Raw genomic sequence first — 12,355 nt, forward strand, 5'->3', positions numbered from 1 at the left:
GTGACCAGGCAGGTGGTCAGTGTTTTGGGGAGGGAACCCGGTGGAGCAGGTATTCCAGGTCGACTTACGCGGCATCGTCGACCTGCTCAGTCATCACCTGTACGGCAGTCCACGGGTCTACGTCCGCGAGTTGCTGCAGAACGCGGTCGACGCGATCACCGCCCGCCGCGCCATCGACCCGCAGGCTCGCGCGCAGGTGCGGATCGAGACACCCGCGAGCACCGGTGACGGCACCATCCGCGTCCATGACAGCGGTGTCGGCCTGACCGAAGCCGAAGTGCACACCTTCCTCGCCACCATCGGCCGCAGCGGCAAGCGCGACGATCTCGGCTTCGCCCGGCACGAGTTCCTCGGCCAGTTCGGCATCGGCCTGCTGTCGTGCTTCCTGGTCGCCGATGAGGCCCAGGTTCTCACCCGGTCGGCACGCGGTGGCGCGACCGTGCGCTGGACCGGTTTCGCCGACGGCCGCTACCGCGTCGAGCCTGCCGCATCCGAACGCGACGAACCCGGCACCACCGTGATCCTCGCACCCCGCCGCGGCGCCGAGCAGTGGCTCACGCCGACGACCGTGGTCGAACTGGCGCGGCTGTTCGGTAGCCTGCTGCCCTTCGAGGTCACCGTCGACGGACAGTCGATCACCGAGCCGGAAGTACCTTGGCGCGCAACCCATCCCACTCCTTCGGATCGCACGAACGCGCTCGCCGCGTACGCCGAGGACACCTTCGGGTTCACCCCGTTCGCCACCTTCGATCTCGCCTGTGCCGAATCCGGCGTCACCGGTGTGGCTTTCGTGCTTCCGCAGCCGGTCAACCCGGCGGCCAAGGCCGGGCATCGGGTGTATCTGAAGCGAATGCTATTGGCGGAGAGCGTCACCGGACTGCTGCCGGAATGGGCATTCTTCGTCCGCTGCGTGGTCGACACCACCGAGCTGCGCCCCACCGCGAGCCGCGAAGCCCTCTACGAGGACGACCTGCTGGAGAGCACGAGGGAAGCGCTCGGCAACCGGATCAGGGACTGGCTGGTGGAACTGTCCACCTCCGATCCGTCCGCGCTGCACCGCTTCCTGCGCATCCATGATCTCGGCGTGAAGGCCCTCGCCCTGCACGACGACGACATGCTGCGCCTGGTCGACCGCTGGCTGCCGGTGGAAACCAACGCGGGCCAGATCCCGCTCGCCGAATTCCGCCGCCGCTTCGGCGCCGTGCGCTACACCCCGTCGGTGGAGGAGTTCCGCCAGCTCGCCGCGGTGGCGAGCGCCGCGGGCATCGGCCTGGTGAACGGCGGCTACTCCTACATCACCGACATTCTCGAGCGCCTGCCCGCGATCGATCCCGAAATTCGGGTGCTCCGTTTGGATCCCGCCGAACTGGCCACCCATTTCGACCTCGTCGATCCGGCCACCGAGCTCGCGCTTCGTCCATTCCTGAGCACCGCCCAGCGCGTGCTCGACCGCCTGGAATGCGAAGTCGTGCTGCGTACTTTCGATCCGCCGTCGCTGGCCGCGCTGTATCTGCTCGACCGCGACGCCCAGCACCGCGCCGAACTGCGCGCCACCCGCGAGGTCGCCGACGAACTGTGGGCCGACGTTCTCGGCGCTTTCGATACCGACCAGGCCGGCGACCGTCCGCAGCTGGTACTCAACTACCGGAACCCGTTGGTACGCCGTATCACCGGGCTCGCCGATGCCCGCTTGGTGACGACGGCGGTCGAGGCCCTCTACAGCCAGGCGCTGCTGCTCGGTCAGCATCCGATGCGGCCGGTCGACACCGCGCTGCTGAACAAATCGTTTGTCGGGTTGCTCGACTGGGCGGTTCACGATCCGCGGGGAGAGCTCTGATGCCGGACGCCGCCAACACGCCCGACGACCTGCAAAGGCTGCTCTTCCAGGCGTACGACATGCCCTACGGCGACGCTAAAGACGCACTGCTGGAACAGGTTCTGCGGCATGCGGAGGCGGGTGCGCACACCGCGCTCGCGTTCCACGTTCGGATGGCGATGGTCGACGCGTACGGCCACGGGATGAGCCCGGCCAAGTTGTTCGTGCCGTTCGCCCGTTGCCTGGCCGAATACGATCGCGACCCCGGCACCCATGAGTCGTGGGTGGCGCCCTCGCTGCGGTGGAAGTTCAAGACCGCGGTGGGCGCGATGACGAAATTCCCGGAGGTGCCGATGGATCGGGCGCTGGCCGCCCTCGATCAGATGGAACGGCGCTACCGGGTCGAGGGGCAGAGCCTGAACGCGGTCTACGGCCGCAGGCACCGCGTGGCCGTCCACGTCGGCGACCTCGCCGCTGCCACCGAGTGGTACGAAAGATGGTGCACCACACCGCGTGACGAGAATTCCGACTGCGAAGGCTGCGATCCGACCAACCGCGTCGCCTGGCTGGCGAGCCAGGGCCGCGACATCGAAGCCGTCGAGCTGGCCGCCCCGGTCCTCGCTGGTGAACTCGGCTGTTCCGAGCAACCGCAGCTGATCCTGACCGCACTACTGCTGCCCTACCTGCGCACCGGGCAACTCGATGAGGCGCGCAGCGCGCATCGCCGCTCCTACCGTGTCCTACGCACCAAACCCCAAGACCTCGCCGCGATCGGCGACCACCTGGAGTTCTGCGCGCTGTCGGGCAATCAGGTGCGCGGCCTGGAACTGCTGGATCGTCACTTCTCCTGGCTCGATCGCGCACCGAGCCCGAGAGACGCGCTCACCTTCCTCGGCTCCGCGGCGCTACTCCTGCGCACCCTCGTAGACACCGGTAACGGCGATACCGCGATCCGCCGCCCGGCCGACGCCGACCGCCCCGCCGCCGAATCCACCGCGCGCGCACTGCGAGCAGAGCTCACTGACGAAGCACTCGCCATCGCCGCCCGCTTCGACCAGCGCAACGGCACCGATCACCAGACCGCGCTGGTCGAGGCGAAGCTGACGAGCCGGCCGATCGTCGACTACTTGCCCTTGTCCGCGGCCACCGCGCACTGGGTGCCGGTCGAGCCGGGTCCGACCATGACGGTCGTCGAGATCCCCGAGCTCACCACCACCGAACTGATCGAACGCGCCGAGCACGCGAACAAGCAGCACGCGCTGGCCGAGCTGCGAGCCTTGGCGCAGCGGCTGGAGTCCGAGCCGGAGCCGACGGATCCGGGCCTGGCGGGTCGACACGCCTCCGTCCTGGCGGGAGCCGCCTTGCTGGCGACCGATCACGATCGTGCCGAGTCGCTCTTGCGCCGGGCGGCAGAGTATTTCGCCGCGGCAGGCGAGGAAGATCGCCGCCAGACGGATCTAAGTCGCCTCGGCCTTTTGTTCTGCAGGCATGGTGACGCGACGGAAGCCCTTGGCCTGCTGCGTGATTCTGTGTCGCACCTGGCGAAGTCCGCCGATCCGCACATCAGAGCTACTGCGACGCTGCACCTTTCCGGCGGATTGTTCGCACTGCTCGATCGCGGCCTGCTGTTGGATGACGACGCGGCCGAGCTGCCGGCCTTGCTCGATCGGGCCGCGGTCGACGCCGCCGAAGCGGGCGACGACGCCCTGCTCGGCGATGCCGCGAGGCACCGAATGTATCTGCACCAGAACAACGCTGAATTCGCCGAAGCCGTGACCGCCGGAGAGGCAGCCGTCGCGGCGTATCGACGGGCCGGTCGTGGGTGGCGGTTGGCCGACACGGCCCAGTACCTCGCCGGAATTCACAGCGACGCAGGCGATGCGGCAGCGGCGCTGACGATGATCGATGAGGCGGTGGGCCAGGCTGACGCCGACCTCCCCGAGGGCCTGCGGATTGTTCTGCACGCCAGGCGCGGGTCCTTGCTCATCCACCTGAACAGAGAGGAGGAGGCGGTCAGCGAGCTGTTGACCGCGATCGCGATCGCCACTGCGGCGGGCAGTGCGCAGGTGCCGTACGTGCAGTGGGATCTGGCCGTCGCCTACCGCGCCAACGGCCAATTCCTCGACGCCGCAGAACAGGCCGAAGAGGCGATCGCTGGTTTGGAACGCGCCGGTGCCGGAGCGCAGGCCCAGAGCTGCCGCTTCCTGCTGGTCGATCTGCACCGCGAGCTCGACGAGGACGAACAGGCTCTCACCGTTCTCGACGAGATCATCGAATTCGACCGCGCCACCGGAAATTTCGGCGGCGAGGCCTATGCCCTCGCCGAAACCGCCGATCTGCTGGACCGACTCGATCGCGACGCCGAGGCCGCCGAGCGCTACGCGCTGGCCGCCGAGGCCGCCGAGAAATTCGGTGATGACCCGATTCGCGTCACCTACTGCCGCTACAGCGCCGCGCTGTCGCTGCACTGGACCGGCGACACCGCCGCCGCGGTAGCCGCCATCGCGGTAGCCGACGACGCGATCACGCAGCTCGCCGCCACCGACCCCGACCCAGAACTGCTGACCTGGCACACAGCCCGGCACAACCACAACGCCGCCCGAATCCTGCGTCGAGCCGAACGCCCCGCCGACGCTCTCCCGCGCGCCGACGCCGCTGCCGACGGCTTCCGCGCCATCGATGCCACCGACCAGGCCACCCGGGCCGACTACGAGCGCGCCGTCCTCCTGATCGAGCTGAACCGCCCCGCCGACGCCGAGAAGATCCTCGCCGAGGCCGTCGCCGAACTGGCCGACGATCACGCCGCCGGACCGATGCTGTCGGAGCTACTGGCCGAAACCCGAGCTCAGCTCACCTGATCCGAAGGAACCACCCGCGATGCGACCGCTCGACCCGAACGATCCTCGGCGGATCGGCGACTACCGACTGCTGGGCGTCCTCGGTGCCGGGGGCATGGGCAAGGTGTATCTGGGCCGGAATCCGGGTGGGCGCACCGTCGCGGTGAAGGTGATCCGCCCCGATCTGATCGATCGTGAGTTTCGCGCGAGGTTCCGTCGGGAGGTCGCGGCCGCCCAGCGCGTCGGCGGTGCGTTCACCGCGCCGGTTCTCGACGCCGATGTCGATGCCGAAGCGCCGTGGCTGGCCACCGGTTACGTCGCCGGGATCTCGTTGACGGACGCGGTGACCGAGTTCGGACCGTTCGGCGAGCCCGCGCTGTCAGCGTTGGCGTACGGGCTCGCCGAAGCGCTCGTCGCGGTGCACGCGGCAGGCATCGTGCACCGCGACCTGAAGCCGTCGAACGTGATGCTCGCGATCGACGGACCGAAGGTGATCGATTTCGGCATCGCCCGAGTGATCGCGGATTCCGCACTCACCACCACCGGAAAGTTCCTCGGTTCACCGGGTTTCATGTGCCCCGAGCAGGTGAGCGGCGAAACCCTGAGTCCCGCATGCGATGTCTTCGCTCTCGGCGGCGTCCTCACCTTCGCCGCCGCGGGCCACGGCCCCTTCGGCACCGCCGAGGTCATGCAGATGCTGTGGCGCATCGTCTACGAGGAACCCCGCATCGAGGCCATCCCCCCGTCCCTGCGACCACTCGTCTCCTCCTGCCTGGCCAAGGATCCTGCCGCCAGACCGACACCGCAACAAGTCCTTTCGGAGCTGGCGAGCATCGGTGCTCCCGAACGCTCCGGTTGGCTACCACCACAAGTAGTCGCGCACATCAGTGCCGGTGCCGTCCGCCTGCTCGATCTGGATTCCGGCCCCGCCGACCCGCCCGGTGCCTCGTATCCCGACGCTGCGGTTACCTCAGCACCAGGCTGGTCGACAGCCGTCTCGGCACCGAACCTGCCCAGCACGAGCCCGACGCAAACCGCTCGGACCGGCTCCTCGACACCGAGCCGGCCGACCGCGGCCAGTGGATCGGTGCCGAGTCCCTATATACAGTCCGGCGGATTCACCCCCGGTCCCACCGAGCTGCCCTGGCAAGTCGCCACCCACGCGGGACAGAATTCCGCCGCGATGGGCAGCGAGTTCACTCCGCCGCCCTTTGTGGTCGCGCACAAGCCCGCGTCCACCGGCCGCCCGCAGCCCGCCGGCGCATCGCGGCGCACCCGCACCCTCCTGATCGCCGCATCCGCGACGGTCGCGGTGGCGGTGGCCTGCGGTGCCTATCTCATCGGCACCCAACTGGGCACGGAGTCCACTGCGACGACCACTCTCGCCGGAACCGACTCGGCCACCGTCCCCTCCGCCACCACCTCGACCACCGAGGCTCCCGCCAGCGCGACGGTCCCGTCGGAGTTCGTCGGCACGTGGCAGGGGCGTGCCAACGACGGCCCCGTCCAGTTCGACATCGAGCTCACCATCACCCCCGGCGCCGTCGGTCAGGAAGTCGCTACCTCCGCCAATACCGGCACCTTCTCCCGCGACCGCTGCGACCGTGCGGAAACCCTGACCGAGGCCACCACCAACCACCTCACCTTCCGAGCCAGGCTCACCGCGGGGAGCGGCTGCATCGACCAGGGCGCCACCTCGACGGTCACCCTGCAATCCGACGGCACGCTCGCCTATCGAACTCCCGGCTACCTCGGTGGCACCATCGCCGGCTCCCTGCGTAAAGGCTGACATGCACTCCGACCGAACTGGAACAGGTTGCCGCCGGATTGCCTATGGTTACCCTGGTACGGACGCAGCCGGTCATTTGTCCAGGATTGATCGCCCGCGTCAGCCCGTGGAGAGGAACTGGGGAATGGCCGCCGATACCGCATCACCCCAGGTGACACCGGTCTCAGAAATTCTCGCATTGCGATCTGGGTCACTAATATGTCAAACTCTCGCCCACACTGTGAAGCCGATCGGTCTCACAATGTCGGGAAAGGGAGTCGATTGAGCAGGCGGCAGGTGCGCGTGGTTGCCACCCTCCCGAAGGCTGCCCTGATGTCAGTCGAAAGTGACCAGCGCCAGGGCCGCGCCGGTGAGCAGATCGACCAGCTCGTCGACGGGCGGGCGCGACTCGCGCAGCAGCCACTCGTGCGCCACGCCGTTGACCGCGCCCGTGATCAACCCGGTGGTCAGCTCGGCATCGCCACGCAACCGCACGCCGACCTGCTCCAAGCCCCCCTCGATCAGCGCCGACCAGGCGTGCCTGCGAGTCCGGCGATGGTTCTCCATCCGATCGCTCACTCCGACGACCTCGATCAGCGCCACCTGCGCGCGATAGGGGTCCGAGCCGAGCGACTCCAGGTAGGCGCCGAAACCAGCCCGCAGCGCGAGCTGTGGATCGGTCGAGCCGAGCGCGATCAGCGCGGTGCCCACCGCGGCCGCCGCGTCGTCCTGGATCCGGTCGTAGGCCGCTACCAGCACGTCTTCGCGGGTCTCGAACTCCTCGTAGAACTGCCGCTTGGACAGCCCGGCCGCCGCGCACACCTCGGCGAGCGAGCACGTGGCGTACCCGCGTTCCGCGAAAATTCGCGTCGCTGCTTCCAGGAATCGCAGTCGTCGCTCGGCTTTTCGCGCGACGACCGTACGACCCCCATACCGCCTGTCCGCTGTAGTCACCTCTCCAAAGTATCCGAAACCCGAAATAACATGTACCTTTTCGGGTCGCTTCATCTATCCACCGAACAAAGGACGGCCGACCAGTGCTGAGCACCCGAGCATCGCGGACCGCATTGTCCGCCCTCGTACTAGCGGCGGGTGCGGCACTCGTGGCACCCACGCAGGTGATGGCTGCCCCGCAGTCCGCCGCGACGCAGCCGAGTGTCCCCGCCATCGCGGAGAACGTCCCCTCCGGGACGCTGGCCGCGCTGGCACCGACGATCGTAGGCGCCATCTCCGCTCCCGCCCCCATCGCCGACAGCGGACAGGCCGCGATCCTGGCCCAGGCTCGTGTGCTGCTGGCCACGCCCGGCATCCCCGCGCAGGTCAAGGCCACCCTCGAAAAGGTCATCACCTTCCTCGACGGCAGTGGCGGCGGCGGTCCCGAACTGCCGCCTTCGGACGGTCCGCGCATCGCGCAGTTCCTGTACCCGACCATCGGCAAGGGCTGCATCGGCCCGACGTCGGATTCCGTCGGCACCGCGCTGGCCGTACCCGGCCCCGCCGAGCTGCCGCCGCCCGGACCGGCCGCGGGCCAGACCGGCTTCGTCTTCACCGCGCTCGGCACGAAAACCGCTACGGTCGTGCAGAATCCGCCGATGACGGTGCAGTGGGTCAACCTCGACAACCGCCGCACCGGCACCCAGCCGCTCACCACGGAGGCGGGTATCAACGCCGACGGCCCGGCCACCCTCACCGCTATCGCCGACACCGGTCCCGGCCGGGTCGCTGCCGTGATCACCGGTTCGCTCACCACGGCCACCGCCGATGGTGACCGCACCTGCTCGTTCGCCCCGACCCTCGGGTTCTTCACTGTCGGCTGAGTCTCGCACCACGCAATTGGAGTTCGATCTATGAAGTTTGTCGTCCCCGGCCTGGTCAGCGGCCTGACCGGCGCGGTCCTCGGGGTGATTGCCGTACTCGGCATCACCGCGGGCGCGCAACAGAATTCGATCCCGGCGCCCGAGGAGTCCGGTGACCCGGGCTCGTCGCTGCTCGGCGACGTGCAGTACGGCTCGCGATGAGCAACGTGCGCAGGCTCATCGCCTGCATCCTCGTCGGTCTCGGCGCGCTGCTGCTCGCGGCCGCCATCATGATCCCCACCTACACGGTCGGCAAGGTCGGCAAGACCCCGCTCGATCTGCGCGTCACCACCATCGCCAAGAGCGTGCCCGGCGAGGAAAGCCTTGTGCTCGACGCGAAGTCGCTCACCTCGCCCGAGGGCTCGGCCACGGTGAACACCAATGTGCCGCTCGTTTCGCAGCGTTTCCTGACGGTCGAAGAGCCCTCGGACGCCGATGAGATGACCATCCAGGCCGGCCAGACCCTGCTTCGCGCCGACATGGATCCCAAGGAAGGCCTGCTCACCGCCTCGGTCGACCGCGTCACCATCGACCGCGTCACCGGCGAGCCGATCGACGCCTCGCCCAACGGTTCGATCGCCGTGGCTCAGGATCCCAAGTCGGGCGCCGCGATCCCCACCGAGTCGCAGCGGCGCGGCCTGCAGTACCGCTTCCCGATCGGCACCGAGAAGAAGTCGTACCCGTACTTCGACCTCAACGCCCGCGCCACCTACGACATCGATTTCATCGAGGAGTCGGAGATCAACGGCGTGCCGGTCTACCACTTCCGCCAGGACATCCCGGTGACGAACATGTGGGACGTCGTCAAGCACCCGTCCTATCAGCTCGCCCTGCCCGCCGCCAAGTGGGGCCTCGAGGGCACCGAGCCGGTCACCATGACCCGCTTCTACACCAACACCCGCGACGTGTGGGTGGAGCCGAGGACCGGCGCGGTCCTCAAGGGTGGCGAGAAGATCCACATGTACTACGGCCGTAGCGCCGAGCAGGTCGACGTCTCTGTGCTGAAGTCGAACCTCGTCTTCGACGAAGAGACCATCGAGGCCCAGCTCGCTATCACTCAGGAGAGCCTCGACAAGCTCGACCTGTTCGGCAAGACCCTGCCGATCATCCTGGGCATCCTCGCCGCTCTCTTCCTGATCGGCGGCGCTGTCCTGGGATTCATGAGCGCCGGCTCCACCTCGGGCCGCCCGTTCGATCCCCCGACGGAGCGGATTCGTTCCTCGAACCTGTAGACCAACTGTCCCAACGCACTCGGCCTCCCCGGTCCTCAACCCGGGGAGGCCGAGCTGTTTTCCGGGCAGGTCTTCGAAACATCGATGCGTGGAGTCGGTGCCCTTCCTGCAACTTGGAGTTACACTAAGGGGGCAGAATCTACATCGTTGTAGGACGGAGCTGGCTCATGTTCGGCATCAAATCTCGGGATCAGATCGCCAATCAGTTCGAGGCCCCAGCCGACAACGGATTCTTCGGGCCCGGGTCGGTGACGTGGAAGGTGTGGAGCTACCCGACCTCCTATGTCCTCGGGTTCGCACGGGCGGTCACCATCGAGCACCTCGACCCCAATCTCGCCGCCGCTGTGGTGCAGTCCGGCGGCGTTCGTACCCGCACCCATACGCGATACGCACGCACCATCCACTACTTCGCGCTCGTGGCGTTCGGCGCCACCGAGCCAACCGCCAAGGCGGCCGATGTGCTGGTGAAGATCCACACCAAGGCAATCGGCAACGACCCGGTCACCGGCGGCACCTACGACGCGAACCGGCCCGACTCGCAACTGTGGATCCATGTCACCGCGTGGCACTCGATCCTGTACTGCTACGAGAAGTTCGGTCCCGGCCGGTTGAGCGAGGCCGAGGAGAACCAGTTCTGGGCCGACTGCGCGCTGGCCGCCGAGCTCCAGACGATCGACCCGGCCACCGTCCCGCGTTCGCGCGCTGAGGTGATCGAGTTCTTCGAGTCGTGGCGTCCGCGCCTGGCCGCCTCCGAGGATGCTCAGGACATGGTCGACTACATCCTTCAGCTCGACGTGGCGCTGCCGCCGGACCTGCCGCGCCGGACCCGGCTGGCCATGGCGCCCGTCATCTGGCTGCTGCGCAAGGGTGTTATCTCGACCTACCCCGCCTACGTGCGAAAGATGTTCGGCCTGACCCAGGGCCGCGGCACCGACATGGCGATCAATGCCCCGCTGACGGTGCTGCACACCCTGCTCGACCGTGTTCCGGCCCTGAAGTTCTGGTTCATCGGGTTGATGGCGCCCACGACCACCGCGGTGCTCGCGCCGGTCGCCCTCGGCATCCCCGCCGTCGAGCAGACCACCATGACTCCGCGCGAGGCCCAGGCCCGCTACGGCTACGACATTCCGGAGCAGGCCCACCAGGATCTGCGCGCCAAGCAGCACCAGCGCGTTTTCGAGGCAGGCGCCAAGCCTTCGGACGAGGGTCTGATCGAGTCGCAGGAACACATCGGCGGCATGATTCCCATCGCGCGTGGGTGAGGGCGACTATCTGGAGCCCTGATGGGATTGCCGTACTCGGGCCGCCTCGCGGGTGAGGTGGTCGCGCTCTGGCACGGTGGTGGCGGCGTGTGACGCCTCGGCGTACAGGGTGGCAGCCTGCTCGAGGTCGCCCGCGCGTTCGAGTAGGTAGGCGCGGGATGCGGTGTGGCGAGGCAGTTCTGGGTCCAGGTCGGCCAGTGCGGCCAGGCCGGCTCGGGGGCCGTCGGCCTCGCCGACCGCGACCGCGCGGTTGAGGCGCACGATCGGGCTGTCGGTGAGTCGCAGTAGTTCGTCGTACCACTCCACGATCTGTATCCAGTCCGTTTCGGCGGTGCTCGGGGCGTCTGCGTGCAGGGCGGCGATCGCGGCTTGGGCCTGGTATTCGCCCAGCCGGTCGCGAGTCAGCGCGGCCTGCAGGATCGTCACCCCTTCGGCGATAAGTGTTGTGTCCCACCGGGAGCGGTCTTGTTTCGCGAGCGGTACCAGACGACCGTCCTCGGTGCGCGACGCACGGCGAGCGTGGTGCAACAGCATCAGCGCGAGCAGCCCCGACACCTCGGGTTCGTCGGTCCAGGCGGCGAGCTGGCGGGTGAGCCGGATGGCTTCGGCGGCCAGGTCTACGTCACCGCTGTAGCCCTCGTTGAAGACGAGATAGAGCACGCGCAGCACGGTCGTCGGCTCGCTGGGCCGATCGAGCGGTAAGCCGGTGATGCGCTTCTTGGCTCGGCTGATCCGTTGCGCCATAGTCGATTCCGGAACAAGGTACGCCGTCGCTATCTGCCGGGTCGTCAGGCCGCCGACCGCGCGCAACGTCAACGCGACCGCCGAGCCGGGAGACAGCGAGGGGTGCGCGCACAGGAAATACAGCCACAGGGTGTCGTCCATGGCGGGTACGGGGCCGGCTTCGGGCTCGGCATCGACGGCGAATTCCCTGCCTCGCCTGGATGTTTCGGCCCGTGCCGCATCGATGAACCTTCGCCAGGCGACGGAGACGAGCCAGCCCTTCGCATCGCGCGGTGGATCCTCGGGCCAGGTTTCCAGCGCTCGGATCAGCGCCTCCTGCACCGCGTCCTCGGCCGCGGCGAACTCGGCCCCGCGGCGGACGAGAATCGCGATCACCGCGGGGACGAGTTCGCGCAGTAGCGCGTCGTTCATTCGGTCACCGTGGGCAATTCCGCGTAGAACGGCCGCAGTTCGAGCCATTCCTGCACCGGCTTGCCCCCTGCGCCTGGTGCCGCCGACAGCTCCCCGGCCAGTTCGAGCGCCCGGTCATAGGTCTCGACGTCGATGACCATCCACCCGGCGATCAGGTCCTTGGTCTCCGCGAACGGCCCGTCGGTGACCGGCGGGCGCCCCTCGCCGTCCGAGCGGACCCACGTGCCCTGGGTGGACAGTGCCTGACCGTCGACGAACTCGCCGGTCGAGCGCAGTCGATCGGCGAAATCCACCATGTACTGCACATGCGCGGACACCTCATCCGGCGTCCACTGATCCATCGGCGCGTCGTTGACCGATGCGGGCGCGCCACGGTAGTGCTTGAGCAGCAGGTACTTGGCCATGATGTTCTCCTCGGTTCGTGTTCTT

The 12,355-nt window shown here is 68.1% G+C and carries 10 protein-coding genes; 7 read left to right on the forward strand and 3 right to left on the reverse strand.

The genetic code is table 11. The features are described from left to right. The first annotated feature begins 40 nt into the window (after window positions 1-40). Genes ACFWO8_RS10445 through ACFWO8_RS10455 form a run of 3 tightly spaced genes read left to right on the forward strand, consistent with a single transcriptional unit; the run spans window position 41 to window position 6,442 of the window. Window positions 41-1,837: an HSP90 family protein gene (locus tag ACFWO8_RS10445; protein ID WP_378947398.1), complete on the forward strand. Its 1,797-nt coding sequence runs from the start codon at window positions 41-43 to the stop codon at window positions 1,835-1,837. Continuing rightward, complete coding sequence (locus ACFWO8_RS10450; protein WP_378947401.1) at window positions 1,837-4,674, forward strand: hypothetical protein; 2,838 nt, start codon at window positions 1,837-1,839, stop codon at window positions 4,672-4,674. The genes ACFWO8_RS10445 and ACFWO8_RS10450 overlap by 1 nt, the downstream gene beginning before the upstream one ends. Before the next feature lie 19 nt (window positions 4,675-4,693). Continuing rightward, the gene (locus tag ACFWO8_RS10455) at window positions 4,694-6,442 is read left to right on the forward strand and encodes a serine/threonine protein kinase (protein ID WP_378947404.1); all 1,749 of its coding nucleotides are present in this window, start codon (window positions 4,694-4,696) and stop codon (window positions 6,440-6,442) included. A 315-nt stretch (window positions 6,443-6,757) separates the two neighbouring features. On the opposite strand, the gene ACFWO8_RS10460 is transcribed toward ACFWO8_RS10455, so the two are convergent. Next, on the reverse strand, window positions 6,758-7,375 hold the full coding sequence (locus ACFWO8_RS10460; protein ID WP_378947407.1) for a TetR/AcrR family transcriptional regulator: 618 nt from the start codon (window positions 7,373-7,375) through the stop codon (window positions 6,758-6,760). Window positions 7,376-7,458: 83 nt separating this feature from the next. Here ACFWO8_RS10460 and ACFWO8_RS10465 point away from each other — a divergent pair, with 83 nt between their 5' ends. The 4 genes from ACFWO8_RS10465 (at window position 7,459) to ACFWO8_RS10480 (ending at window position 10,771) form a co-directional block, all read left to right on the forward strand. After that, window positions 7,459-8,238: a hypothetical protein gene (locus ACFWO8_RS10465; protein WP_378947410.1), complete on the forward strand. Its 780-nt coding sequence runs from the start codon at window positions 7,459-7,461 to the stop codon at window positions 8,236-8,238. A 30-nt stretch (window positions 8,239-8,268) separates the two neighbouring features. Further along, window positions 8,269-8,439: a DUF2613 domain-containing protein gene (locus tag ACFWO8_RS10470; protein ID WP_378947413.1), complete on the forward strand. Its 171-nt coding sequence runs from the start codon at window positions 8,269-8,271 to the stop codon at window positions 8,437-8,439. After that, on the forward strand, window positions 8,436-9,509 hold the full coding sequence (locus ACFWO8_RS10475; protein ID WP_378947416.1) for a DUF3068 domain-containing protein: 1,074 nt from the start codon (window positions 8,436-8,438) through the stop codon (window positions 9,507-9,509). Before ACFWO8_RS10470 ends, ACFWO8_RS10475 begins: the two co-directional genes overlap by 4 nt. Window positions 9,510-9,676: 167 nt before the next feature. Beyond that, on the forward strand, window positions 9,677-10,771 hold the full coding sequence (locus ACFWO8_RS10480) for an oxygenase MpaB family protein (protein ID WP_378947419.1): 1,095 nt from the start codon (window positions 9,677-9,679) through the stop codon (window positions 10,769-10,771). A 6-nt stretch (window positions 10,772-10,777) separates the two neighbouring features. On the opposite strand, the gene ACFWO8_RS10485 is transcribed toward ACFWO8_RS10480, so the two are convergent. Both ACFWO8_RS10485 and ACFWO8_RS10490 read right to left on the reverse strand, forming a co-directional pair. Then, window positions 10,778-11,926: an RNA polymerase sigma factor gene (locus ACFWO8_RS10485; protein ID WP_378947424.1), complete on the reverse strand. Its 1,149-nt coding sequence runs from the start codon at window positions 11,924-11,926 to the stop codon at window positions 10,778-10,780. Next, window positions 11,923-12,330, reverse strand: coding sequence for a YciI family protein (locus ACFWO8_RS10490; RefSeq protein ID WP_378947427.1), 408 nt, complete (start codon window positions 12,328-12,330; stop codon window positions 11,923-11,925). The genes ACFWO8_RS10485 and ACFWO8_RS10490 overlap by 4 nt, the downstream gene beginning before the upstream one ends. Between the last annotated feature and the right edge of the window lie 25 nt (window positions 12,331-12,355).

Source organism: Nocardia sp. NPDC058480 (assembly GCF_042720495.1).
Classification (GTDB): domain Bacteria; phylum Actinomycetota; class Actinomycetes; order Mycobacteriales; family Mycobacteriaceae; genus Nocardia.